18 protein-coding genes and 7 pseudogenes are annotated in these 25,396 nt (G+C 64.6%); 16 read left to right on the forward strand and 9 right to left on the reverse strand.

Translation table 11 applies throughout. The annotated features are described in order from the left end of the window. Nucleotides 1–54 precede the first annotated feature (54 nt). From DN051_RS43880 to DN051_RS43915, 8 genes are all read left to right on the forward strand, one after another. Entirely contained in the window at nt 55–1,173 is a 1,119-nt protein-coding gene (locus tag DN051_RS43880) for a polyamine ABC transporter substrate-binding protein (RefSeq protein ID WP_053760722.1), read from the forward strand. Beyond that, the gene (locus DN051_RS43885; protein WP_112443282.1) at nt 1,170–2,051 is read left to right on the forward strand and encodes an ABC transporter permease; all 882 of its coding nucleotides are present in this window, start codon (nt 1,170–1,172) and stop codon (nt 2,049–2,051) included. Before DN051_RS43880 ends, DN051_RS43885 begins: the two co-directional genes overlap by 4 nt. Before the next feature lie 5 nt (nt 2,052–2,056). Then, on the forward strand, nt 2,057–2,938 hold the full coding sequence (locus DN051_RS43890) for an ABC transporter permease (RefSeq protein ID WP_234388898.1): 882 nt from the start codon (nt 2,057–2,059) through the stop codon (nt 2,936–2,938). Further along, nucleotides 2,935–4,017 (forward strand): ABC transporter ATP-binding protein, encoded by a 1,083-nt coding sequence (locus tag DN051_RS43895; protein ID WP_234388894.1) that lies wholly within the window; start codon nt 2,935–2,937, stop codon nt 4,015–4,017. Before DN051_RS43890 ends, DN051_RS43895 begins: the two co-directional genes overlap by 4 nt. 51 nt (nt 4,018–4,068) lie before the next feature. Beyond that, complete coding sequence (locus DN051_RS43900; protein ID WP_063797342.1) at nt 4,069–4,863, forward strand: SDR family NAD(P)-dependent oxidoreductase; 795 nt, start codon at nt 4,069–4,071, stop codon at nt 4,861–4,863. Between the two features lie 79 nt (nt 4,864–4,942). Beyond that, entirely contained in the window at nt 4,943–5,350 is a 408-nt protein-coding gene (locus tag DN051_RS43905; protein ID WP_053760726.1) for a VOC family protein, read from the forward strand. Next, a complete protein-coding gene (locus DN051_RS43910) occupies nt 5,347–6,156 on the forward strand; it encodes a polysaccharide deacetylase family protein (protein WP_112443283.1) in 810 nt (269 codons plus the stop codon). The genes DN051_RS43905 and DN051_RS43910 overlap by 4 nt, the downstream gene beginning before the upstream one ends. Next, nucleotides 6,153–7,310, forward strand: a complete 1,158-nt coding sequence (locus tag DN051_RS43915; protein ID WP_112443284.1) for a C45 family autoproteolytic acyltransferase/hydrolase — start codon at nt 6,153–6,155, stop codon at nt 7,308–7,310. The genes DN051_RS43910 and DN051_RS43915 overlap by 4 nt, the downstream gene beginning before the upstream one ends. 498 nt (nt 7,311–7,808) lie before the next feature. Here the strand turns inward: DN051_RS43915 and DN051_RS43925 are convergent, their stop codons facing one another. Continuing rightward, entirely contained in the window at nt 7,809–8,945 is a 1,137-nt protein-coding gene (locus DN051_RS43925; RefSeq protein WP_162625213.1) for an IS110 family RNA-guided transposase, read from the reverse strand. An 85-nt stretch (nt 8,946–9,030) separates the two neighbouring features. Between DN051_RS43925 and DN051_RS43930 the strand changes: the two genes are divergently transcribed. Further along, complete coding sequence (locus DN051_RS43930) at nt 9,031–10,569, forward strand: ISL3 family transposase (protein ID WP_246041228.1); 1,539 nt, start codon at nt 9,031–9,033, stop codon at nt 10,567–10,569. An 80-nt stretch (nt 10,570–10,649) separates the two neighbouring features. Here the strand turns inward: DN051_RS43930 and DN051_RS43935 are convergent. The 4 genes and pseudogenes from DN051_RS43935 to DN051_RS48060 form a co-directional block, all read right to left on the reverse strand. Next, nucleotides 10,650–10,781, reverse strand: a pseudogene (locus tag DN051_RS43935) (IS110 family transposase); the annotation flags it as partial. A 121-nt stretch (nt 10,782–10,902) separates the two neighbouring features. Then, nucleotides 10,903–12,166, reverse strand: a pseudogene (locus DN051_RS46070) (IS110 family RNA-guided transposase). Nucleotides 12,167–12,310: 144 nt separating this feature from the next. Continuing rightward, nucleotides 12,311–12,799: pseudogene (locus tag DN051_RS45625) on the reverse strand (recombinase family protein); the annotation flags it as partial. 139 nt (nt 12,800–12,938) lie between these two features. Next, on the reverse strand, nt 12,939–13,307 hold the full coding sequence (locus tag DN051_RS48060) for a DUF5372 family protein (protein ID WP_425471812.1): 369 nt from the start codon (nt 13,305–13,307) through the stop codon (nt 12,939–12,941). Here DN051_RS48060 and DN051_RS43945 point away from each other — a divergent pair. The 3 genes and pseudogenes from DN051_RS43945 to DN051_RS43955 all read left to right on the forward strand — a co-directional run. Continuing rightward, a pseudogene (locus tag DN051_RS43945) lies at nt 13,219–13,532 on the forward strand (transposase); the annotation flags it as partial. The gene DN051_RS48060 and the pseudogene DN051_RS43945 overlap by 89 nt on opposite strands. Before the next feature lie 79 nt (nt 13,533–13,611). Then, complete coding sequence (locus DN051_RS43950) at nt 13,612–13,932, forward strand: hypothetical protein (protein WP_162625156.1); 321 nt, start codon at nt 13,612–13,614, stop codon at nt 13,930–13,932. A 204-nt stretch (nt 13,933–14,136) separates the two neighbouring features. Next, nucleotides 14,137–16,932, forward strand: coding sequence for a helix-turn-helix transcriptional regulator (locus tag DN051_RS43955; protein ID WP_162625215.1), 2,796 nt, complete (start codon nt 14,137–14,139; stop codon nt 16,930–16,932). 1,447 nt (nt 16,933–18,379) lie between these two features. Here DN051_RS43955 and DN051_RS43970 read toward each other — a convergent pair. Continuing rightward, nucleotides 18,380–18,670, reverse strand: a complete 291-nt coding sequence (locus DN051_RS43970) for a hypothetical protein (protein WP_112443291.1) — start codon at nt 18,668–18,670, stop codon at nt 18,380–18,382. 451 nt (nt 18,671–19,121) lie between these two features. Between DN051_RS43970 and DN051_RS43975 the strand changes: the two genes are divergently transcribed. From DN051_RS43975 to DN051_RS47090, 3 genes and pseudogenes are all read left to right on the forward strand, one after another. Next, the gene (locus DN051_RS43975) at nt 19,122–20,378 is read left to right on the forward strand and encodes a YcaO-like family protein (RefSeq protein ID WP_162625216.1); all 1,257 of its coding nucleotides are present in this window, start codon (nt 19,122–19,124) and stop codon (nt 20,376–20,378) included. A 238-nt stretch (nt 20,379–20,616) separates the two neighbouring features. Next, a complete protein-coding gene (locus tag DN051_RS43980; RefSeq protein WP_112443293.1) occupies nt 20,617–21,822 on the forward strand; it encodes a JmjC domain-containing protein in 1,206 nt (401 codons plus the stop codon). A gap of 229 nt (nt 21,823–22,051) precedes the next feature. Then, nucleotides 22,052–22,316 (forward strand): annotated as a pseudogene (locus tag DN051_RS47090) (IS5/IS1182 family transposase); the annotation flags it as partial. A 42-nt stretch (nt 22,317–22,358) separates the two neighbouring features. On the opposite strand, the gene DN051_RS43990 reads toward DN051_RS47090, so the two are convergent. The 3 genes and pseudogenes from DN051_RS43990 to DN051_RS47100 form a co-directional block, all read right to left on the reverse strand. Then, nucleotides 22,359–22,817: a transposase gene (locus DN051_RS43990; protein WP_112443294.1), complete on the reverse strand. Its 459-nt coding sequence runs from the start codon at nt 22,815–22,817 to the stop codon at nt 22,359–22,361. Beyond that, nucleotides 22,771–23,136: a hypothetical protein gene (locus tag DN051_RS47095; protein ID WP_425471826.1), complete on the reverse strand. Its 366-nt coding sequence runs from the start codon at nt 23,134–23,136 to the stop codon at nt 22,771–22,773. Before DN051_RS47095 ends, DN051_RS43990 begins: the two co-directional genes overlap by 47 nt. Before the next feature lie 47 nt (nt 23,137–23,183). After that, nucleotides 23,184–23,504 (reverse strand): annotated as a pseudogene (locus tag DN051_RS47100) (transposase family protein); the annotation flags it as partial. A gap of 644 nt (nt 23,505–24,148) precedes the next feature. On the opposite strand from DN051_RS47100, the pseudogene DN051_RS44005 reads away from it, so the two are divergent. Further along, nucleotides 24,149–24,879: pseudogene (locus DN051_RS44005) on the forward strand (transposase); the annotation flags it as partial. Nucleotides 24,880–25,396 lie beyond the last annotated feature (517 nt).

Below are 25,396 nucleotides of genomic sequence, written 5' to 3' on the forward strand. Positions count from 1 at the left end.
CAATCGCCGACTGCTTGGGTCTGGCGCGCTGAGGCATGGGATGAAAGAGGGCACATGACTTCCTTCATGCGGGCCGGGTTGAGCCGGCGTGCCGCACTCAGGGGCGGGCTGGGCTTCGCCGCGGGCATGGCGTCGATGACGCTGACGGGATGTGGCTCCACGGAACCGAACCCGGCGGCGGCCCCGAAGGTGAAGCCGGTTCCGGACGGCGACATCACCTGGTTCACCTGGGACGGCTACGTCGCCCCCGAAGTGGTGGCGGGCTTCGAGAAGAAGTACGGCGTGAAGGTCACGCAGACGTTCTTCGACTCCGACGACGCGATGCTGCAGAAGCTCGCCACCGGACTGCCCTACGACCTTGTGACCAACAACAGCGCCTATCTGGCCAGGTCCATCGCCGGCGGCCTGGTGCGGCCGTTCGACTACGCGGACCTGAAGAACATCGACCAGCTGGTGCCCTTCTTCAAGAACGCCCCGTACGACAAGGGCGCGGAACGCTACTCGGTTCCCTATGGCCTGTCCTCGACCGGTTACCTCGTCCGCAAGGACAAGGCCGAGACGACCCGCAGCTGGTCCGATCTGTGGAACAGCACCGCGGCCAAGGGCCACATCACCGTCCTCCCGCAGATGGAGGAGACGATCGGGATGTCCCTGCTCCGTAACGGCAAGGACCTCAACTCGGCCGACGAGGCCGAGGTCACCGCCGCCGTGGACGAACTCATCGCGCTGAAGCCCGCGCTGCTGAACGTTTCCAGCGACACCGAGAACGACGTCGCCGGCGGCAACGCGTGGATCGCCCACACCTGGCCGGGGACCGCGTACCGCATCATCAAGGCTTCCAAGACCCCTGAAGTCTTCGACTTCGTCCAGCCCAAGGAGGGCGTCCCGTTCGGCGGTGACCTGCTCACCATCGGCGCCAAGGCCAAGGCTCCGGGAACGGCCATGCTGTTCATCGACTGGGTCCTGGAGGCGGAGAACGCGGCACGGAACGTGACGGCGACCGGCTATCCGAACGGCACCTTGTCCGGGGACGCCCAGTACGCCGAACTGGTCAAGGACTACCCCTTCCTCGACATGGGAACCGAGACCTACGAGCAGGCACGCTGGAAGGACTCCCCGACGGGAGCGCGCCTGCAGATGTACACGCAGCAGTGGAATCGCTTCAAGGCATGAGCGGGCAAACTACCGACCAGGCGCCGTACCGGAAGGTCCGGTGGACCTGGACCGCGCTTCCCGGACTGGCCATGCTGCTTGCGTTGTTCGTCGCACCGCTCGGCCTGCTGGTCGTCTACTCGTTCGGGACCATCGACGTGCTGGGCCGGCCCGTGGTCGGGTTCGTCTGGACGAACTACGAGCAGGTCCTCCAGGGTTACAACCTTCCGGCGGTCCTGAGGACGCTCGCCTTCGCCGTCGCCGCCACCGCCGTGTCACTGGTCCTGGGTTACGCGGTCGCCTACGCGGCCGTACGCTTCGCGGGGCGCGCCGGACCGGTCATCATCGCCCTGCTCATCATGCCGTGGCTGGTGGACTATCTCGTCCGCATCTACGCGTGGAAGGGCCTGCTGGCCGAAGAGGGCCTGGTCAACTGGCTGCTGTCGCTGGCCGGCCTGGGTCCCGTGCAGATCCTCGGCACTCCCTGGGCGGTCGTCGGTGGGCTGGTGTACGGATACCTGCCGCTCATGGTCGTCCCGATCTACGCCGCGTTCGGGCAGATGGACATGTCGCAGATCGACGCGGGCAAGGACCTGTTCGGCACCCCGGTCAGGACCTTCTGGTACGTCACGCTGCCCGCCACCCGTGAGGGCGTGGTCGGCGGCTGCCTGCTGGTCTTCCTGCCGGTCCTCGGTGACTTCGCCACGACACAGTTCCTCGGCGGTCCGAACACCACGATGATCGGCAACGTCATCGCCGACCAGTTCGTGTCGGCAGGGTCGCAGCCCTTCGGAGCGGCGATGACAGTGACGTTGCTCGTCGGCCTGGTGATCGCGGTACTCGTCGCCGCACTTGCCACCCGCCGGCGAAGCGGGCCGGCCGGGGGAGGTCTCCTGTGAGCGCGATGACACACGAGACCGAGGCGACCACCGCGACCAGCACCGGGCCAGGTGCGCCCCGTACTCAGGGACGCGGCAAGGAGTTCGACCGGCCGCGGTTCCTCTGGCTGGTCACGGGCCTGGTCCTGATACTGATGCTGACGCCGATCGTGACCGTGGCCGTGTACTCGTTCAATGCACAGAACTCTCTGGCCGTCATGGACGGCTGGAGCCTGCGCTGGTACCGCGAGCTGGCCGGAGATCAGGACATCCTCGCCTCACTGCGACTCAGCTTCTGGATCGCCCTGGTCGCCGCCGTGACGGCGACCGTGCTCGGCACACTGCTCGCCTTCGGCCTGCAGCGCGGCCGACCAGCCGTGGCGCGCACCGGACAGAGCCTGATCTTCCTGCGGCTGGTCTCACCCGAGACCGCGCTCGGTGTGGCACTGCTGCTCATGTTCACCCAGCTCGGCGTCGAACTGTCGCTGACGACGGTCGTCATCGGGCACGTGGCGTTGTGCACCGCCTTCGTCACCGTCGTCGTCCGCAGCAGGCTCGTCGCCATCGCCGCGGAGGTCGAGGACGCGGCACTCGATCTCGGCGCACGGCCCTGGCAGGCGATCTGGCTGGTCGTGCTGCCCCTGCTGCGGCCGGCGATCATCACTTCGGCGCTGTTGTCGTTCGTACTGAGCTTCGACAACTTCATCACGTCCTACTTCACCTCGGGGCTGGGCGTGGCCCCGTTGCCGGTACGCATCTACTCGATGATCCGCTTCGGGGTCACCCCGGAGATCAACGCCATCGGCATCCTGATGCTGCTGCTCACGGTGGCGTGCGTTGCCCTGGCCGCGCTGCTGCCCCGGTTGTTCCGGCGTCGCTCCTACCTCGCGGAGGTGTCCACAAAGTGACGGACAAGTCTTCCGACCCCACCGTGTCCATGCGCGGAGTCGTCAAATCGCTCGGCGGGAAGACCGTCGTCGACGGGATAGACCTGACGGTCGGCACCGGGGAGTTCTTCTCCATCCTCGGACCGTCCGGCTGCGGCAAGACGACATCGCTGCGGATGCTGGCCGGGTTCCTCACACCCGACAGCGGACACATCCTGCTGCAGGGCGCTGACGTCACGTCGGTCCCGCCGTACCGGCGCGATGTGAACACCGTGTTCCAGACCTACGCGCTGTTCGGACACCTGAGCGTGGCCGAGAACGTGGCGTTCGGGCTGCGACGGCGTCGCGTGCCCAAGCCGGAGATCGTTCGGCGGGTGGGTGAGGCCCTTGAGCTGGTCGATCTCGCGGACCGCCCGCACGCCAAGCCTCAGGAACTGTCGGGTGGTCAGCGCCAGCGCGTGGCGCTGGCCCGCGCGCTGGTCAACCTGCCCAAGCTGCTCCTCCTCGACGAACCGCTGGGCGCCCTCGACCTGCAGTTGCGACGCCAGATGCAGCAGGAGCTCAAGCGCATCCAGCGCGAGGTCGGCATCACCTTCGTCTACGTGACGCACGACCAGGAGGAGGCGCTGACGATGTCCGACCAGATCGCGGTGATGAACCGGGGGCGGATCGAGCAGGTAGGGCATCCGCGCGAGGTCTACGACCGGCCGTCCAGCGCGTTCGTCGCCCGCTTCATCGGGACGTCCAACCTGCTTGACGCCACGGCGCGCGACGGATCCCTGGTCCTCGGCTCCGGCACCGTGGTCGCCGACCGTCCCTCGGAGGTGGCCCGCGAAGCGGCGGTGCGGGTGTCCATCCGCCCCGAGAAGCTGGCGTTGGCCGATCCGGGCTCGGTGGACGGCCCACGCCTGCGCGCCCGCGTACAGAACGTGTCCTACCTGGGCGTCATCACCGACTACCGGCTGGAGACGGCAGAGGGAGTCCAACTGACCGTGGTCGAGGCGAACCCCGGCGGCCAGGCCGGCGGCAAGAGACGTGCCGCGGGCGACGAGGTGGATGTGACCTGGCACCCCGACGACGTCGTCACCCTGACGTCCTAGGCGCGTGCCGCCTCCAGTAATCGACACACGCAAACAGATCCAGGAGTGACCATGCGTATGAAGAACAAGATCGCGATCGTCACCGGCGCGGCCCGGGGCAACGGACGGGCCATCGCCCTGCGGCTTGCGGAAGAGGGCGCCACAGTGGTGCTCGGCGACGTCAACGAGGACCAGCTGAACCGGGTTACCGCGGAGATCGAGGCCGCCGGTGGCCGGGCGACCGCGGTCCGCTGCGACGTCACCAGCGAAGCGGACGTCGCGGCACTGATCGCGGCGGCCGAAGAACACGGACCGGTGAACGCCGTGGTGGCGCAAGCGGGGATCTCCTACAGCGGCCCGCTCGACAGCACGCCCCTCGACCAGTGGCAGCGCCTCATGAACATCGACGTCACCGGCACCTTCCTGACCGTGCGTGAGGCGGTGCGGTCCATGCTGCGCACCGGCGGCGGCTCGATCGTCACCATGTCCGGCACCTACGCCTACATGGCGGAGCCAGGTACGACCGGGTTCTGCGCCGCCAAGGCCGCGATCCTCTCCTTCACCCGCGCCGTGGCCGCCGAGTACGGCGACCGCGACATCCGCTGCAACGCCATCGTGCCCGGCTATGTGATGACCGAGATGGTGCAGGAGGTCTACGACAATCTCCCCGACGGCGCCGCCGCGCACGAGGAGATCTCCAAGTGGCACGCGCTCGGCCGTATCGCCACGCCGCAGGAGGTCGCCAACATGGCGCTCTTCCTGTGTTCGGACGAGTCGTCGTTCAGCACCGGCAGCCCGTTCCTGGTGGACGGGGGGCTGACCACCGGGATCAATTCCTTCCAGCGCCCCATCGCCCGTCCGGCCTGAGCCGGCCTGCGCCACAGCGCGTACCGCACACCCCGTCGAACACCTGACGCCGTCACGTCGTCCACCCAGGAGGGTCCCCATGAGCTTGCTGAAAAGACTCGACAACATCGACATCCTGTACACCGACAGGGACGCGATGCTCGACTTCTACCACGGTGTCCTCGGACTGCCGTTCTTCCTCCCGCACGAGGCGGACGACGACTGGTTCGCCCTGCAAGCCGGTGACGTCACGCTCTTCTTCTTCCCCGGCACAGGTGCCCACCCGCCGAGACTCGACGAGAACGGAGCCGTGAATCCGCCCGGCATCGAGTCCATCGCATGGGCCGTGGACGACCTCGACGCGGCCGTCGCCGTCCTGGACGGCAAGGTCGAGTGGGTGGGCGAGGAGAAGACCTGGACGCACCCCAGCGGCCGGTGGTACCGGATGCGGACCTTCTACGATCCCGAAGGCAACAAGGTCTGGATCACGGAACCGCACACGGCATGAACCCTGACACCAACTCGTCACCCACGCTGGCCCTCACCTTCGACGTCGACACGGAGGAGGTGTGGCTGGCGGAGGACCCGCGCAACGCCACCCGGCCGGTCCTGCTCTCGCAGGGCGGCTACGAGATGCGGCGCGGCCTGCCCGAAGTGCTGCGCCTGCTCCGATCGAACGAGGTCACCGGCACCTTTTTCGTGCCGGGACGGGTGGCGGAACGTCATCCCGACGCCGTACGCGCCATCGCGGACGACGGACACGAGGTGGCCTGCCACGGCTACACCCACCGCTCACCCGCGGATCTCCCCCTGGACGAGGAGACCGAAGAACTCACACGGGCCCTGGCCGCCTTCGACCGACTCGGCATCCAGGTGAGCGGATACCGCTCACCGTCCTGGGAGCTCAGCGCGTCGTCGCTGGGCATCCTTGAGAAGGCTGGGATCCGGTACTCCTCGAACTTCATGGACGACGTCGTGCCATACATACATCCGGGCACCCGGATCGTCGAGCTGCCTGTGCACTGGGCGCTGGACGACGCCGCGCACTTCTGGTTCAGCAACGAGTCCTGGTCCAAGAAGATCAGCACCAACTCCGAGGTCGAGGAGATCTGGACCGACGAGCTGCTGGGCATCGCGTCGATCGGCGGCTGCTGCATCCTCACGCTGCACCCGCAGATCATCGGCCGCCCCGGCAGGCTGCGCCTGTTGGAACGCTTCATCGCCCGGGCCCGGGAGGTGCCCGGACTGCGCCTGGCCACCTGTGCCGACATCGCTGCGTCAACGCTCCCGTCCGAGGAAGGACCAAGGTCGTGACCTATCCGTACGTCCGTGTCAGCGGTGAGCCCCGCGAGCGCGGCAGACAGTACGGGAGCGCGGCCCGCGCGCGGATCGAGGTGTCTCTGCACGGCTACGCGGCGGCATTCGGGAAAAGCGCCGGCATCGACTGGCCCGACGCCAGGGCGATGGCGCTGCCGTACCGTTCGCTGATCGCCGAACTCGATCCCTCGATCATCGAGGAGATGGAGGGGATCGCCGAGGGTGCGGGCCTGGACTTCGCCGACATCCTGGCCCTGAACTGCCGTACCGAGATCATGGCTGCCTCGATGGTCGCGAAAGACCTCGGCCCGGCCAAGACCGACGGATGCAGCGCTCTGGCGGTCCTGCCGGAGCGCACCGCCGATGGCGGCGTCCTGCTCGCCCAGAACTGGGACTGGCTGGTGCACTCGGTCGACAGCGTGGTGGTTCTGGAAGTCATCAGGGACGAGGGCCCGAACTATGTGACCGCAGTCGAGGCGGGACTGCTGGCCAAGACCGGAATGAACTCGGCGGGGCTCGGCGTGTGCACCAACTTCCTGGTCGCACAGGCCGATGGCAGCCGCACCGGACTGCCCTATCACGTCCTGCTGCGGGCGCTGATGGACCAGGAGACCCTGCCGGACGCCTACGAGCTGCTCCAGCGCCATCCGCGGGCGGCGTCGGCCAACTTTCTGCTGGCGCACAACGACGGGGTCGCCGCCGACATCGAGTCCGAGCCCGGCGGTGCCGACCGGCTCCACCTGCGTATGCCGGACAGCGGCGTGCTGGTGCACACCAACCACTTCTGCTCGCCGATCGACCGGCCGGACATCGCGCTGAAGCTGGTGCCGTGCAGCCCGTTCCGTTTCGACCGGCTCACGGCCCTGCTCAATGCCCGGCCCGGCGGGGTGACGGTGAAGAAGCTCACCGAGATGCTGGCGGATCACGCGAGCTTTCCCAAGTCGATCTGCGCCCATGCCGATCCCCGGGTCGATCCGCTCAAACAGGAGACGACAGCGCTGGGGATCGCCATGGACCTGCGGCGGGGCGAGGTCTGGCTCGCCGACGGCAACCCGTGCGTCGCCCCGTGGCGGCGACTGTCCCTCTCGGACGGCTTCGCGAAGCCGTCCTCGGTCACCGATCCGGCGTACTCCCCTGGTTACGTGAGGTAGCGCGGTTCGCCGACACGCCCGCCGCTGCTCAGTGCCGTCCGGTTTCGTGCCGGACGGTCACGCGTCAGCCACGTCCACCGCCTGGCCGTCACCGAGCCACCACGGGCTCGGCACGACACGTACTGGCGAGGCTGTCGTCGTCCCCCTCCGCCGCGCAACCTTCAGGGGTTTACGACTCGGTTGGTGACAACTGAGCGCGGTCCGGTCGTGTGTGATGGAGCGCGCTTCAGCCGGCCCTTTCGCGCTCGGTGTGGCCTCGCTGAGCGTCGGAGCCGGCCCGGAATCAGGATGACGTGGCGAAACGAGGAGCCCTAACGGCGGATCATGAACATCCTGATCGGTAGGCGGCAGCGGCTTCCTGGGTCGCGAGTTGGCTCAGCAGGCATTGGCAACCGGGCACGCTGTAACAGCGACCTGAGGCTTTCCCGTGATCCAGGACACCTGGAGACTGGAACGTGAGGTCCAGAGGAAGTTGTGCCAGACTTCCCAATGGGCTTGTCAAGCTGTGCCTGCGGCAGGGTGTGCGGGTTCGAAGCGGCGTCCGTCTCGGAGTAGAGCCCAGAGAACGTTGACGCGTCGCCGGGCCAAGGCCAGGACGGCTTGGGTGTGGCGCTTCCCCTCGGCACCTTTGCGCTGGTAATAGCAGCGGGACTCCGGACAGTAGTGGATGCTGCTCATGGCGGACATGTAGAAGACGCGTTGGAGCCCGCGGTGGTAGCGGGTGGGGCAGTACAGGTTTCCACTGACACGTCCGGAATCGCGCGGGGTAGGGGCCAGCCCTGCATAGGTCGCGAGCCGGTCGGCGCTGCCGAACAAGGCCATGTCGCCGCTGGTGGCTGCGAGGAACTCAGCACCAAGCAGGGGGCCGATGCCGGGCATGCTCGTCACGATCTCCGCATATGGATGGGACCGGAAGGCTTTTGCGATCTCCTCATCGAGCTCGGCGATTTTGCGGTCGAGGTCGATGAGTTCCAGCGCGAGAGCCTGGACCAGCCGGGCGGCGGCCTGCTCCCCGGGAACTGCAGTGTGCTGATGGCTGGCAGCTTCTACTGCGGTGCGCGCAAGCGCGGCCGACCAGCGAGCTCCGCGACCGCGCAGCCACTTCTCAAGGCGGCTGGCGCCGAGTCGACGGATCGTGCCAGGGGGCTGATAGCCCGTCAGCGGACCCAGGTTGGCCAGGTTCAGTTCACGCTCGAGGGCGGGGAAGATGCCGGCCAGCAGGCCGCGCAGGCGGTTGGAGGCACGGGTGCGGTCGCAGACCAGGTCGGTGCGTCGGGCTGTGAGGAACTTCAGCTCCGCCATGGCCTCGTCGGCGGCCCTGAGCGGGCTGAGGTCCCGACGCATCCTGGCCTGGTCGGCGATGATCAGCGCATCGCGTGCGTCGGTTTTGCCCTCACCTCGGTAGCTCCCCGAAGCACGGTTCACGGCTCGGCCTGGGATGTAGAGGGGCCGCTGCCCATGGCTGACCAGCAACGTGATCACCAGGCTGGCATAGCCGTCCGGAAGATCGATCGCCCAGGTGGCCTCGTCCCCGAGTTCGAGGACGTCCGCGTGTCGGCGTACACGTGAACGTGGCCCTGGCAAGATTTCCGTGAAGCTGGGGTGTGCCACCGTGCGCCGGTGACGCTCCGTCACGGGTAGCTGCACTGTCGGAAAGTGTGATGACCTCGTACGGGTCCTGTCTCCGCACCTCGATGCGGTGCGGGTGGAACGAGTGTGGGTGGCGGGCGGCGTGGTCCGCATCGCGGCCTGCACCCGCGGATTGACAGTGGCGTGTCCGGACTGCGGTCGCGGTTCTGCGCGGGTGCACAGTCGCTATTGCCGGACGCTGGCCGATGTCGCTGTCGGTGGGCGCCCGGTGCTGATCGGGCTGTCGGTGCGGCGCTTGTTCTGTGACAGCCCGAGCTGCGGTCGGCGGACGTTCGCCGAGCAGGTCGAGGGGCTGACGGTGCGCTACCAGCGCCGCAGCCCGCTGCTGCAGCACCTGGTGGAGATGGCCGGGGTGCTGCTCGCCGGCCGGGGCGGCGCCCGGCTCCTGCAGATCCTGAAGGTGCCGCTGTCGCGGACAAGCGTGCTGCTCCACTTGATGCGCTTGCCGCTTCCGTCAGCGGCGACCCCGCGGGTGCTGGGCGTGGACGACTTCGCGCTGTACGCGGACGTCTACGGAACCCTGCTGGTGGATGCCGATACCCGGTTGCCGATCGAGCTGTGGGTCGGGCGCGACGCCGAGCAACTGGCCGCCTGGCTGCGGACGCACCCCGGTGTTGAGGTGGTCTGCCGGGACGGCTCGCTGGTCTACCGCCAAGGCATCACCGACGGTGCCCCGGACGCGGTGCAGGTCAGCGACCGCTTCCACCTGTGGCAGGGGCTGTCGAAGAGGATCGGGGATATCGCCGCCGCTCACCGCGGCTGCCTACCTGCCGCAGTACCTGAGCCCGAGCCGGCACCGCCACCAGCGAACGCAGCGGGACCGTCCGACCAGGCCGATACCCCTGCCCGCCGCCACGCGAAGCGGCTGTTCGAGGCGGTGCACGCGGTGACCGAAACCGGACTCTCGCTCAGCGCCGCAGCCCGCGAGTTGGGCCTGAACCGGCGCACCGTGGGCAAATACGCCCGGGCCGCCACCTGGCAGGATTGCGTACGGCGCCCCCGGCCCCGCCGACCCAGCAGCCTCGATCCATACCTGGAGTACCTTCGGCAGCGGTGGGAGGAAGGCGAGCACACCGCGACGGTGCTGCACCAGGAGATCGCCGCCAAGGGCTACCGCGGCCACTACCAACGGGTCAAGATGGCCATCGCACCGCTACGCCGCGGCCTGCCGATCGACACCCCACGCGAACGGCCGCCCTCGCCCCGCGAAGTCGCCCGGTGGATCACCACCGGGCCATCCCGCCGCAGCTTGCACGCAGCCGAGGCACTCCGGCGACTGTTCGAGCACTGCCCGGAGCTGAACCGAACCCACGACTTGGTGCGTCAGTTCGCCGCCATGCTCGAAACCCGCGACGCCACCCCGCTACCGGACTGGCTCGACCAACTCGCAAGCTCGCGTCTTCCCGAACTGGCCAGCCTGGCCAAGGCCATCCGCGAAGACCAGCCCGCAGTCGTCCAGGGCATCACCACCCCGTTCAACTCCGGCGTCAACGAAGGCCGCATCACCGATCTGAAGCTCCAGAAGCGGATGATGGCCGGACACGCAGGGATCCGGCTGCTCCGCCACCGCGTCATCCTCATGGCCCTGCTCCGACGCCGCTACCCGTGACGGAGCGTCACCGACGCACGGTGGCACACCCCAGCTTCACGGAAATCTTGCCAGGGCCACATTAAGGAGTACGCCGACACCGCGAGGAGATTCAGCAGTTCTGGCTCGTCGTTCATCACCCGGCGCGAGAGGAGCTTGTCTCCCTCGGCATCGATGACCACGCAGTGGTGGTGGATCTTGCCCGCATCGATTCCGGCCCATATCCGGCTCATCGTTCCCCTGACGCCGTCGTTGCACTGTTTGGTTCTGACGGCCTCGCCAGTGGTGTCCTACGCAGCGATTCTGATCGCAGATCCCAATGAGCGGCCTGGCCGCCGGTGAGACCCCGGGCGGCTAAGTCTGCACAGCCACCGTGCGGCAACACCTCACCACCCACACCCGGTGTTCCTCGGGCGACGAGGCCTTACGAACGGCCCGATCAACCCGCACCAGAAGGTAGGACACCTCACGATGCCAACGCGTCAAGCCGCAGCCGCGAGTTCGGTGGCGAAGGCGGTGTGTTCGTCGAACAGCTTGCGGTGCTGGAGGCAGTGTGGCGCCAGCGGACGCTCGGAGTGAGGCGAATGCCCAGAGGTATCCGACGTGGTTGAGCCGGTCGTTCTTCACCCAACGGCGGGTGATGCTGGATTGCTTGCCGGAGGCCCTGGTGATGGGCGAGGCCCCGGCGTACGCCTTCAGACCACGGGCGTCGGCGAAGGGGGTGCGGTTGTCCCGGATCTCAGCCAGGATCCGGGCGGCGAGCTGGATGCCGAGCCCCGGGAAGCTCAGCAGAATCTCGGCGTCCGGGTGGTGAGGGAAAGCCTTTTCCACCGCTTCGGCGAGCTGGTCGGCTGCCGTGCAGGCAGCCTCCAACTGGATGAGGAGAGCGAGCATCTGCTTGCCAAGGGCTTCCTCGACCAGCGGCGGCTGGTGGGCCCAGTCTGCGCGGAAGACGTCACGCATCCGGTCGGCTTCTGCCTCGATGCCGCGCTTGCGGCCGGCACGCTTCAGGGTGGCTTGGAGCTGGGTGCGGGTCAGCCGCGCGGCCCGAGACGAGGTCGGCGCGGCATTCAGCGGTTCCCGTGCTTCCGGGCGATATAGGTCGTTGGCCCAGGTGGCGAAAGCTTCCAGGGCTGCGGGGTAGTACTCGCGCAGCAGGGTGGAGCTGGTTGGCGATCTGCTGCCGGTTCCATAAGGCGTCCTGCTGGGCGCGGGCGAGGACAGCGATCGCGCGTGCGAGGCTGCTGTCCTGCGGCAGGGGCCGGTGGGCGTGCATGTCGGTGCGCAGGATGTTCGCCAGGACGAGGGCGTCGCCGGGGTCGCACTTCTTGCGAGAGACGGAGTGGCGGTCGCGGTAGCGGGCGGCGGCCATCGGGTTGATCGCGAACACCTGGCGGTTCCCGGTCCGCAAGACCGCGACCAGCAGACCGCGGGAGGTCTCGATCGCGACCGGGATCGGGTTCGCCTCGGTATCGCCGTGCTCGGCAAGCGGCTCCAGCAGTTGTTCGTAGCCGGCCGCGTCGTCGGTGATGCGCCGCTTGGCCACCAAGACGCCGGTGTCGTCGACCAGGGCGACATCATGGACGCGTTCCTCCCAGTCGATTCCGCAGCGGACCACCCCCAGGGCGGAGCCGTGCTGGTCGAACAGTGTGAAGACATCCGCGACCGCCGTCCGCACCTCTTCATCGGGGTTTACGGTGATGGTGCCGTCGTCGGCATAGAATATGCCGACGGGCAGCGGAAGCCTCAGGTCACCGCGTTTGGCGGCGGCCTTGCGGGCGCCGTGCAGGCGCCCGGCCCGGATGTGCAGTTCGGCCTCGCTCATCGTGGACTTCAAACCGAGGACGGGACGGTCGTTGAATTCGCCCAGGTCATAGATGCCGTCGGCGTCGATCAGGAGGGTGTCGGTCCGGCGCGCGAACTCCAGCAGCCGGCCGAACTCGGCAGAGGAGCGGGCCAGCCGGGAGACCTCCAGGCCGAAGACCGCGCCGACCTCGCCGAGGCAGACCCGGGCCACCAGTTGCTGGAATCCGACCCGCAGCCCGGAGCACCGACCCGAGGTGCCCAGGTCGGCGTCGACGACGCCGATGTCGGACTCTGCCCAGCCCAACTCCCTCGCCCGGTCGGCCAGCCCGTACTGGCGGGCGGTCGACTCGGTATTCTCCCGCACCTGCAGCAAGGTCGACTGCCGCCCATAGATCAGCGCCAGCCTCGACCGGCGCGAGGAGGTGATCATCTGCAGTCTGCTCATCGACACCCGCCTGTCGGCGCAAGCATGGGTCGACCATGTTCGCCACCAGCAACGCAGCGATCCGCGTCCAGTCCTCCACTGCAGTCACCGCCCGTCACCGATGCGCGGGCACCCACGGCCGCGAAAGGCAGGGTGCCCTTCACGACCATCCTCCGTCTCCCGGGTCGATGCCACGGCTCATGAGGGCATCCACTGGCGCAGACAGAGCAGCGACCCCGGCGGTCGCAAACCGGTGCTCGTTCGGAGCGGGGCCGCGGTCTGTCCACGCCTGCGGAAGCGTCACCGTCACACCGTCACCGGCGGTGCAGATGAACACCAGACCGCTGGAGCGACGCACCGTGCGGCACACCCGCAACCGGCGCCCCGGCAGCGGATGAAATGGATGCGTGACCAGCAAGGTGTCCTCAGAAACGCCGCGAAGATGGGCACTATGCGAGGTCCTCTGGTCAGACGCCTGGGCCGAGTTCGTGCCCTTCCTCTCCTTCGACGTCGAGATCCGCAAGGTCATCTGCAGTACGAACGCAATTGAGAGCGTCAACGCCCGCATCCGCAGAGCCTTCCGGGCCCGCGGACACTTCCCCAACGAGGCCGCCGCCCTGAAGTGCATTTGCTGGCGCTGATGAGCCTTGACGCGACCGGGAAGGGCCGCAAGAGATGGACCATGCGCTGGCAAGTACCCCTGAACGCGTCCCAGATCGCCTTCGAAGGCCGCCTCACCCCGTGCAGCAACTGACCATCAACAACCAAGATCGGCCGTCAATTTGACTCACTCGGACGAGGCCGTGAGAAGAAACGGACATAACGTCCCCTCAGTGGCCGTCCTGGACGAAGATGGCTATGAGATCGTCCGCCGTGACACGAGGCGGAACGAGCACGGGGTCGCCGCCTTGACCAGCATCAACGACGTCGCCCGCGACCTCATCATCTGGTTGGCCGCCCACTGCTTCCCCGGACCGGCCAACCAGGCGGATCATCGGCATCTAAAACACGACCAAGCCGTCAAGGCGGTCGTGCTGGTCGGAAACCGGCTCAACCTGACAGTCGTCGCGCACCTCGGCGACCGTGCGCACCGCACGCCAGCAGAGCTCAAGCGCGTAGCAGGAAGGCTGCGCAATGACTCGGGCCCACTGTGAAATCGATTGCCTATTCGAACCGGAGCGGTTCACGCCTAGCTGAGCAACTTCCCTCTGACATCGACTGGCACGCGTGATCAATCGTTGTGTCACGGAAGTTCAATAACTTGACGAAACTGCAGTTCGATTTGAAAGCTGTGGCAATATTCCGGCCCAGAGGTGCGAACTGTCGTGAGCGGCGCGCCTGGCTTGCCTGGAGGAAGCGTGGCAACGAGACGGCTGTTCGAGCGTATGGACCAACTTGCCGTGGTCGATGCGGCACTGAGCAGGGCAGCGGCATCTGAGGGAGGCTGTCTGATATTCCGAGGTGGTGCGGGCAGCGGAAAGACCGCGTTGCTGGACGCGGCAGCCGAGCAGGCGCGGGCGGCTGGAGCGGCAGTGGTTTACGTCCGGGCCAGCCACGCCGAACACAAAGTCGAGAACAATATCGCTGTCCGACTTGTCCAAGCCCTGGTTGACCAATTTTCGGAGCGAGGACGTGAGGCGTTTCACGGATCACTGCCGTCACCGGTCCGCGTTCTCACCGAAGGCACAATTCTGGAAAGCGCAACACTCGGTGATGACGCCGCTGTACAGCTCTCTTCGTGCCTGATGCGGGCTGTAGTGCATGAGGATCGAATGACTGCCGTCGTCATCGACAACTTGCATTGGGTGGACCGCGCCTCAATGCAATGGTTGAGGACGCTCCAGTCCAGGCTGAGCACATTCCCCTTTATCGTGGTTGGTTCAGTTTGTGACGGGATCGCCGGAACCGACACCGAACTCCTGGAGGAGATCCTGGTCGCAAGCGACCACGTCGGTGCGATCGCGGGCCTAAGTGAACATTCCGTGGCTACTTTCTTCTCCTCTCGCCTCGACGGTCCCGTCGAAGCATCACTAACTTCCGCGGCCTTCAACATGACCGCTGGGAATCCCCTACTGCTAGAAACCCTGACCTGCCTCATCAAACAGCAGGGCCTCATGCTGAAAAGCAAGGCCGCCGAGTACGTGTCCCAGCTAGCTGACAGTGCGCTTGCGATGGGGGCCCGAGTCCGTTCTCGCCGGGTATCGCCGACTGCATTCACTGTTCTGCGCCTGACAGCGGCAATGGGTAACGAAGCCACACTTGAAAACATTGCCGCCCTGACAGGTTTCGACCAGGTCGCGGTGGCCAAGGACTGCCACGCACTACAGCAATTGGGCATGCTCGACGGCGACTGTGAGCATGTCACAGTCGCCCAACCACTGCTACAAAACTCGCTCCTAAAGGAGTGCCCACCGGATATCCTACATCTCTTGCATAGACAGGCTGCTCAACTACTCCACTCCGCCGGGGCATCGCCATTGTCCATTGCCCGACACCTGGTACTTACTCCACAACAGATCGGTGAAGACTGGGTAGTCGACATTCTGTTCGCCGCAGCAGACCGGACACTGGATGAGGGCAACATCGCGAACTGCCTTTCGTATCTCCAACGTCTATTGATTGAACCGCTGCCGGCGGATGGCCGAGCTGCAGTGCTGACCCGCTCGGCGTCTATTCGAGCGCGGGCCGACCTAGCCGTAGCGCTGTCCGCCCTCCGAACGGCTATGACTCTGAGCGCTGAAACCGTGTACAGCACCGCAAAAGCTGATCTCCTCGCGCTGCTCACCATTGGTACAGCACTCGACCAGCCGAATGCTGGACAGAGGGGTAGCGCTGACGCGGAGGTTCAGCAGTTCATTCCTACGGGGCTGCGTGTTCCATGTCTCCTGACACACAGTTCAGAAGCGCACAAGCCTCAGCAGGGGCCACCCGACCTGCCGGCTGACCGACTGGAGGTGGCGACGCTGGCGGCTGCCATGACGGCAGGCGGCACCGCAACCGCCGATGACGCAGCGCGGCTCGCCTGGAGTGTGCTGGCCGGGCACTCATCATCAGTGGATGCAGTTGTCGGACAGGCTCTCGGATTGTTCACCTTGTTCACCGCCGGCCAGGACAGCACGGTCGGGCAGTACGTCGATTGCGTTGAGAAGCAGGCTCGCGCGCTCGATGTCAGGCCCGCGCTGGCGCTGACGCTGGCGCTGCGGGCGGGTCGAGCCGCTCGGCACGAGCGCGACACCAACGCCGCTGCAGAGCTCGACGAGGCGCTGCATCTAGGGCGCCGCTGGGACCCGGGCTTCTCCGCCAGGTTGTGGCACCTGCTGATCCCAATTGCAGTGGAAACTTACATGACGCTTGAGGACCCGTCCGGACTGAACAGGTTCGTCGCTCTGGTCAATGAGCAAGACATCTCGAGCAGGCGCCTGATCGGTGCCTATCTTGAGTTCGGTCAAGGTCAGTTGCGTGCTGCTGCAGGAGACCCTGCCGGCGCAGTAGTTCACTTCTTGAGCTGTGGCCGGGCGTTGACGAAGTCTGGCGTGACAAACCCAGCGCTCTCCCCTTGGCGTTCACGAGCTGCCCTTCTTTTGCGAGATACCGGTCGAACCGAGGAAGCCAGTGACCTGGCTGGAAAGGAGGTCGTCTTGGCGAGGAAGTGGGGCGCACCGCTACCCTTGGCGCGGGCACTAGGTGCACAGGCTCAGACCAGCACGGAAGCCGACGCACTGCGGGCGGCACGTGAAGCCGTCGAACTACTTAAGAGGCCCCGGCAAGGGCGAATACTTGTCTCAGCCCTGCGTGAGTACGGCGGGTTGCTCGCCGCGGCCGGAGAGCGTGAGGCTGCCCAGCAGACACTGCAGTTGGCGCTGCACGAGGCATCACAGAGCGAGGACCCTGTCCTGTCGCAGTCCCTGCGGCAGGAGCTGATCGCCGTCGGTGGGCGCCCACCGCGTCCACGCCGCACTGGCCTGCAAGGACTGACCCCGTCGGAAGCCAGAGTTGCGTCGCTGGCTGTGCGCGGTATGAAGAACCGCGAGATTGCACGTACCCTATTCGTGGGCCTGCGCACTGTGGAAATCCATCTCACCAACGCGTACCGCAAACTTGGAATTGAGGGTCGGGAAGAGCTATCCGGAGCACTTAGCGCCGCTCATGAGTGATTACTGGAATATTGAGTGCATCACGCAGGTTTCGCTGCGAGTTAATATCCTGCCAGCTTCGTCATCAAAACGTTTAGCACGTCCGCGCGGCGCAGCCTGCCACAGGACTATCAGAGGCTTCTCCCGATGCCGCTCTGGCAACTGATAGGCCCCAGCCACGTGGTGAGTCCTGCCGGTCAGACTGCCGCGAGAGCGGCCCAGTTCGGCAACGAGAATCCGCGCTCTGCGACGTCGACTCGCACAGCGGTGGGCTGCTTCGTGCGGGGACGGCGGCCGCTCGCGGGCTTCGTCGATGGGCAGCCCGGACCTGAGGGGTACGACGGCCATCTTTACGCGCTGGTAGTGGCCGAGGTTGCCCTTAGCCTGGAGTTCCTCGTGCAGGATCTTCGTTCTGCGCTGTCCCTCGTCCCAGCGTTGCTGCAGGTGGCCGAGGTAGGGATCCAGGGTGGAGAGCGTTCGAGGTGGCCTGCGCATCACTTTCTACCAGCTGCGGGCCGGGCCATGCTGACGGTGTAGCGATTCAGGCCGAGTTTCCGGGCTACCGCGCCGTGACTCCGGCCGGAACGGGGCAGGGCCTGAACGGGCTCAAAGAACCTCCGGGCGTGTCGTCCGGCTCATGTGTTCGCGAGGAGTACGGCGCCCTCGACAGGCTCCTCGACACGGCCGGGGATTGTCTCGCTGAGCGGAGGTAGTGCTGCGGCCAGGCAACCGGGGTGGGCGGAGGCGACCTCCTAGACGCGTCGGCCCAGCCCCTGCCAGAGGTGGAAGCGGTCGGTGCACTGTACTGTTTCCGCCGCATCAGAAGTGATGCCTTGCCAGTAGGTCAGCGAGCCGTCGCGGCAGGCGATCTCGACACACGGGTGCTCACGCAGCCGCCAGCTGAGTCGTTCGGCATCACGCCCTCCCAGAGTCTGAGCGGGAGACGGATGATGGCGTCGATCAGGAGTGTGCCGTAAGCGTCGCGGTAGAGGGCGAAGTCATCCATCCCCAGTACCCAAGGCGCGATCAGGGGCGGAAGCGGCACGCCAATCAGTGGAACAGGACGCAGCACCGTGAGGGCCTGATGTTCAAGATCCTCAGCATCCAGGAACCGCCCCGCCCCGCGAGGGCTGTGGTCAGCGCCGCTGGTATTGCACGGTCAGCCCCGGCAGCTGTCCGGCAAATGTCACCTTCGGCACACCGTGTCTTCGCAGTACAGGCGGCGCACGGACAAGTCGATGTGTAACGGCCGGCCTGGGCAACGTGAGGCCAATGAGACGCCGCACATAACGGCTGTGGCACCACGTGCTGAGCTGTCCGCAGCCCGTACATCCGGCTGCCTCGCCGGATCTCGTGCGGGCCTGGACCGTCATGACAGCATCAGAGACATCAGCCGCTACCACCACCTGGCACGTGACTGTGACGGGCACACCGTCTCCGGCCAGCTTTTCCGCGAGTCGGTAGACTCCTATCCCAGCAGATTCGCTGCGGTCAGGTGTGCCGCGCCCCGGCACAAGATCTCGTTCTCCAGCACTATCAGCTTGATCTGCCGGCGTGCTTTCCGTAGTTCCACGCTGTCGTGGCCGGTTGTTTCAAGTTGCGCCGCTGTGTCGATGTCCGTCCGACGCATCCACTTCGATAGCGACATCGCGCGGACGCCGAAAACGGCAGCCGCTTGTTCGAGTTCCACGCTCGGGTCGCCGATCCTCGCTACCGGCACGACATCCTCGCGGAAACCTTCGAGACAGGGCTCGGGCACGGCGGCATCCTTCCCACTCGCCCCACAGGGCAAGCTAGTTCAAGATGTCACCTGATTGTGCACCCGACCCGATCGTGCGGCAGACCCCGTTACCTCCTGACTCTGTTACTGCGGAAGGCGGCTCGGCCAGAGCGTCGGCCAGCGTTCCAAGCGCGATCCGCAGGACACTGGAGAAGGCGTTCCGCTTCACCTGGAGCGGTCTGCATCCGCTTAGCTTCCGAGCGCAACCTCTTCCAGACCTATCCGGTTACTACCGGAAGTTCATGCCCACTCAACGCATACGATCAAGTTCGGAAAGCGGAAGGCGTCTGAAGACACCATGGACTACGGCGGCGCTGGCATCTGTAAGATTCCAGCAGCCAAGATGGCGCACACATTCTATTGATTGGTCATTTGATGGATTAAAGTCTAAGCAAGCATTCATTGATCTTGAGAGAAAATGAGAAGAAATATGCCCATTGCGCCAGAGCGGCTGACATCACTCGGGCCGCGATCATTTGCGCGTGATGTAGAGGTGACGCGTGCCGGACATGCTAGAGAGTTTGAGGAGACCTGGGCGACTCTAGAACCTCTGTTGCCGCAGATTCCCATTACGCGCGTCTATGACACGGCACCTATGGATTACCTTGATTTTCCGGTATGGCAGGCTGTCACGCCTTTGGCGAAAGACTTGACCGTGCATGGAGGTAAAGGAACAAGTAAAATGGCAGCAAAGCTGAGTGCGGTCATGGAAGCAATTGAGCGGGCATCAGCTGAAGAGCTGCCAAATTGGCGAGTCGCCAGGGGGTCTTATAACCAACTGGCATGCGCAGACGCAGTGGACCCGAGCAAATTTAGCTTGCCGCTCGATACCTCTTATCATCCTGACGCTACCTTCTCCTGGACTGGTGCGTACGACCTAATCGGAAACAGCTACGCGCTTGTACCAACCGATCTCGTTGTTAACCCTGCAGTTGAGGGAATCGTCCCTCGTATAGAAACTAACGGACTCGCATCCGGCAATACGTACTCAGAAGCAACCCTCCATGCCTTGTATGAGCTCATCGAAAGGGACGCCGTATCACAAGAAGACTTTTATACCATTCATCACGATCCAGCATTCTCGCCTCGCCGACCTTTGCGCAGTATCGATATAGATACGATCACAGCCGAAGCTGCAAAAGAGTTCATAAAAAAACTAGGCAAGGAAGGTTTGGTATTGCGGGTGCAAGACTTGACAAGCGCAATCGGCATACCTGTTTTTCGAGCCATTGTAATAAATCAAAACTTCTTTGGCCGAGAAGGGGAGATGAGCATATTTACTGGTGAAGGGTGCGATCTTGACCCGTCGCGAGCGGTTGTTCGGGCCATTACGGAAGCATGCCAGGCCCATAGTTCTGTCGTTACCGGTGCCAGAGATACTTTTGAGCACAGCGCTCACGGGCAACGGCCCGCGACACAAAAGCGGCTCACATCTCTGTACAGCAAACCAGGTTCCCTGCCCTTCCCTCAAGCTAAGAGGGGCGGCATCAGTAGTAACATATTGGGTAATGTTCAAACCGTTAGCAATCTACTGCGAGGCGCCGGCCTAGAGCAGTGTCTGGTGTCTGAGGTAACTCGTGAAGACCTTGGGATTCCGGTGGTTCGAGTAATCATTCCAGGCATTGCGTTCCCTTACGGCAAAGTTGCTCGCACCCCAACTCTCAGCATGCTGGAATCGGTGATTTGAAGCAATGAAAACAACCGCTTCTACTGGGCCTTCGCTTGCGCCGAGTGAGGCACAAGCTCTCCTTCCCGACGCTCAAATTCTTCCACCGGCAAAGCGAGTGGGTAAGGGCTGTGTTTGTTATTTTGATCAGCGAGAGAGTGCCGATTGAGCTTCAATGGCGGTAGGAATTCCAAGAATGGGCTGAGCTTCAGCGGTCCAAAAGTAGGCGAAGTGAAACAGCAAGAGGAGGCCAGTGAGAATGTTCGATGCGATGAGTGAAGTGATCAATTCGCCCTCTACTTTCAAGGAAAATCCACCCACCGTACCGACGGTATGGCGCTCGACGGAGAACAACCTACGTCAAATTATCGGTATCGAAAATTTGGTCGATATTCTTGATGGTGTAGTTCACGCGAAGGATAATGTCAGAATCACCATTGATGGAGACACAATAGACTCAGGCGCGTATACGGCTGCCCGCACCGAGGGGGGATCATTCGCAGGCGAGGTCCTGCCAATCCAAGTGGCGAAGTACTTGGAAAAGGGCGCCTCGCTTGTGATCAATAATCTAGAGCGTCATTGGAGGCCTCTACGCGACTATCATCGCAGGCTGACCCACGAAATAGGTACGGGTATCGAGTGTGTTGGTTTCCTTACGCCCCCCAAAGAAAGGGGATTTCGTCCTCATTACGATCAACTGGATGTGCTTATTTGCCAAGTTTCCGGACATAAAACGTGGAGACTGTATAAGCCTGTAGTCGAGAATCCCCTCATCGGCGATAATCCGCCGGCTGGCGCAGATTTGAGCGGATATATATCAAATGAGCAACCATTTCTTGAGATCGAGCTCGGCCCAGGAGAGCGCCTCTGGATTCCACGCGGTTGGGTCCACGTCGGCTTTTCAGGTCGCAATGAGTACTCCTGGCACGTGAGTCTCGTGTTCTGTGATTACACGCATAAATGGCTGGCGTTGGAGATAATTAAAGCTCTTGCTACAAGCGTGGACGAGTCATTCCTCAGGTCATTGCTACCACGCGGTGTTGCAAGCGATCGAGATCTTTTGAATGTTTCGGTGCGTGCCGTAGTAGAGCGAATTATAGAGACGCTTCCAACTCTGGATTTTGATCACGTTGTTCACAGTGTCCAACGGCAGATGCGGACGACGCTGCCCAGCGTACCTCGGCCGCTAACCGACGTCCATATTGGGCCTGATACCTGGCTACAGATAGTTCCTGAGAGCATTCTGGCGACAAGCCGTCGGAATGATGGGAAGCTTGATCTGCAGCTTTCGCGCGGGAAATTGACAATAAATGAGTCTGCTGCGGATTTCTTCTCGAGAATATTGGAAGCAGGTGACGGCGACAGAAGATGGCTGTCTACCGATCTCGCTCCGCAAGTAGGTGTGGAATCGGCGATAGAGGTTGCGAAGAAGCTTTATAAGGCAGGTGTAGCTAGAGTACTCTGAAATCGTCCTCGAGAGGAGGACTTCAAAGCACGTCCTGCTCCGTGCTGAGATGTATACCCAGCTCAGGTAAAAACCTGGCCAGTGCTTTTCTATGGGCTGGTGGTGTTCGGCATACAGGTAACGTGAGGATAAAAGGCGTTGCATAAAGTTGTGAGCTGGAAACCTTCCAGTTGCGGCTGGGGTGTTACGCGCTGAGCGGGTGTGGGTGGAGGTGTTCACGGGGCTGCGAATGACGGAGTTTTGGGCCTGCTGAAGGTAGTGCGAGAGCGGGGCGGCAACGGGACACTGTGGCGCCGACCGTGGTATTTGCCGTTAGCCGAGTGGGTATCGATAGTCGCGATGTACTATCGAACGTCCCTCACCGTGCGGCAGTTGGGTCCAGTGTTCGTCTCTTCTCATCCACGTTCTGCCGGGTAATCCAGCGGCTGGGGCCGCTGCCCGGACCGGTGGCCCATTCGGTCGTTGTTCCAGAGCGGATGTGGATCGTGGACGGCCAGGGCTGATTCAAAGTCCTGGTGATTACGTGGCGTTGCAGGTCAGGGCAGTCCGATCAGGTCCAGCGGATGGGTGAAGGGCGTGTAGGAGACCTCGCGCAGGCCGGCGGCGATGCTGTGGTGTCCGGCGGTTCGCAGGGTGCTGATCGCGAAGCTGCGCAGGGTGGCCATGTTCTCCGGTCTGTGTCCGGTGCGGATCTTCGAGGCGTCCTCGCCGAACGTGGTGTCTCTGACGTGGTGCACGGCCTCGATGCCCCATTGTGCGCGGGCGAGTTGGCCGATGGCCTGGGGAGACGCCGCACGCGCCGTCAGGTCGGTGATGGCGTAGAGGGTCTCGCGGGTGATCTTGCCTGTCTTGAGGTCGGTGCGGTGTCGGTGGATCTTCGCGGCCTGCGTCACGTGCGGGAAGTCCAGGCCGGGACCGGTGACGGTGAGCGTGCGCACCGGGCGGGTCTCACGTCGCTTGTGTCCCGCCTCGCGGTCGTAGCGGCGGGCGGTCACCCTTTTTCCAGGGCGGTGAGCGGAGCGTGTGGTGCAGCGTCGGCTGGTTCCGCTTGACCATGAGCAGGTAGTGCGCCTTCTTCGCCTCCACCAGCCACCTGGCGTGGTCACGGTGGGTGTGCAGGGCGTCGGCACTCACCACGACACCGGCCAGGTCGAACGGGGCCGGCAGCTTCGTGAAACCGGTGACCTCGGTGGTCTTGTCCGGCACGCGTAGCTGGCTGACGGTGCGTCCGCCGTCCAGGACGGCGGAGAGCAGGTGGGCGGCCGGTCCGGTGTCCGTACGCGAGCCGCGGGCGGCCTTGCCGTCCACGGCCAGGTGCCGGCTGCCAGCGGGTCACATCCGAGCAGGTCGGCAAGCCCGCCGGGACATACGAGGGTCAGGAGGCGGCGGATGGTGGAGGTCGACGGTGCACGGCGCACGCCGAGCGGGCCGCAGGCGCGTACGCCGAGGCGGGCGAGTGCGTCCAGGGGCGCGTGGCGGGCCCACTGGCCCACGGCCAGACAGGAGCGGGCCCCGGCCAGCACCGCGCAGCAGGCGGTGAGCAGGACCGATCCCAGCGAATGGCGCCGGCCCCGCCGATCTCGCGGATCACGGAGAACGGACAGGCGTCCGGCGACATCGTTCACGCCACGCTGGGCGGCAGTGGGCGACTTGGTCAGGCAGACAATGGCAGACGGCGGCACATCGAAGCTCCGGGCAGGCAGGGCGACTTGGGAAGGTCACCCCGTCAACCGGAGCTTCGGTGCCTTCGTGACGGGCTTCCGCAGGATCATCACACCCCGGCGACCTGCACATTTCCATGACCCCCAGGACTTTGAATCAGCCCTGCGTGGACGGCACGCTCGTCCTAATTCGCAATAACCGTGCGCACGCTGGCCGACGTCGCCGTCGGTGGCCGTCCGGTGCTGATCAGTCTTTCGGTGCGACGGTTGTTCTGTGACAGTGCGAGCTGCGGCCGGTGGACGTTTGCCGAGCAGGTGGAGGGGCTGACGGTGCGCTATCAGCGTCGCAGTTCGCTGCTGCAGCATCTGGTGGGGACGGCCGGGGTGCTGCTCGCCGGCTGTGGCGGGGCCCGGCTCCTGCACATCTTGAAGGCGCCGCTGTCGCGGACGAGTGTGCTGTTCCACCTGATGCGCATGCGCCTACCTCCGGTCGTGACACCGCGGGTGCTGGGCGTGGACGACTTCGCGCTGTACACGGACATCGATGGCACGGTACTGGTGGACGCGGACACGCGGCTTCCGATCGAATTGTGGGCCGGGCGTGATGCCGAACAGCTGGCTGACTGGCTGCGCATTCACCCTGGCGTCGAGGTGTGCCGGGACGGCTCGCTCACCTTCCGGCAGTTGTTGCCGCTGGAGACGGCCAGCGGTGCGCCGACAACTCCGAAGGTGGTACCCACGAGTTCGTCGCCTGGCTCGCCCAGCGCGGTCGGTAGCTGTCGTATTCGGTCGGCATGACCATCACCGACGCCATCCACGAGGCTGTCCTCAAGGTCCCGCCCGCCGCGTGGACGGTGGCCGTCGAGCCGGATGGGGAGATCCGCGATGGCGCCTGGGGCGCCGAACTCACCGGCAACGTCCTGGCGGCCTGGCCGAAGGGGATGCGGCTGATCGTCCGCAAAGAACGGTCGCACCCCGGCGCGCAGTTGCGCTTCACCGTAACCGACGGCCTGCGGCTCACCGCATTCGCCACCAACACCACCGGCATCCCGGTCGCCGCACTCGAACTGCGGCACCGCCAGCGGGCACAGGCCGAGGACCGCATCCGTGCCTCCCGCGCTACCGGCCTGCGCAACCTACCCCTGCACGACACCACGCAGAACGAGATTTGGCTGGAGATCGTCCAGATCGCCCTCGACCTCCTTGCATGGATGCCTGTGCTCGCTCTGATCGGCGAAATCTGCAGGTGGGAGCCCCGCCGGCTCCGGCGCCGTCGCCCGCCCAGCTCGTCACGACCGCCCGCCGCCAGCACCTGAGGGTCGCACGCCACTGGCCCTGGACCGACGTGATCACCGACGCCCTGGCAAGGCTCGAAGCCCTCCCGAACCCCGGTTGACCAGCGCGTTCCCATCCCTGCGAGCAGCACCACCCCGACCGGAGCTGTGGAACCCGGCGCGCCCACCCGACGCGACAGCCGGGCCATCAGCCTGACCTCCACCAGCCCGAACAACCGAAACGGTCCGCCGAAACCGACGGACCGTCACGAAAAATCGAGGTTAGTCTGTGGTCGAGAATGTCATGAGGACGCAGGCTCCGGTGCCGACGCCGGGCAGGACGTCCATATCTCCCCAGCGAGTGAAGCGACGAGCGGGGTGAGTTCTTCGCTTCCTAACTACTTATACCGAAACTTTCGCGGTCGATACCGAAAATCGTACCACAATGTCGTAGCTCAAGTTGTTGAATCTCGACTGTGTCGCATGAGTAAATATTGTTCGACTACCCACCATGGTGAACGTGTTTTGCAGTCAAATGCGGCAGCAAAATGACGTGCTGGAGAGTCGCATATTGCCGCAATGCATCGTCCGTATCCAGCTATGAGGAATTATGCGCGAACTTGAAGCATGGAATCAAAT

Source organism: Streptomyces cadmiisoli (genome assembly GCF_003261055.1).
GTDB lineage: Bacteria > Actinomycetota > Actinomycetes > Streptomycetales > Streptomycetaceae > Streptomyces > Streptomyces cadmiisoli.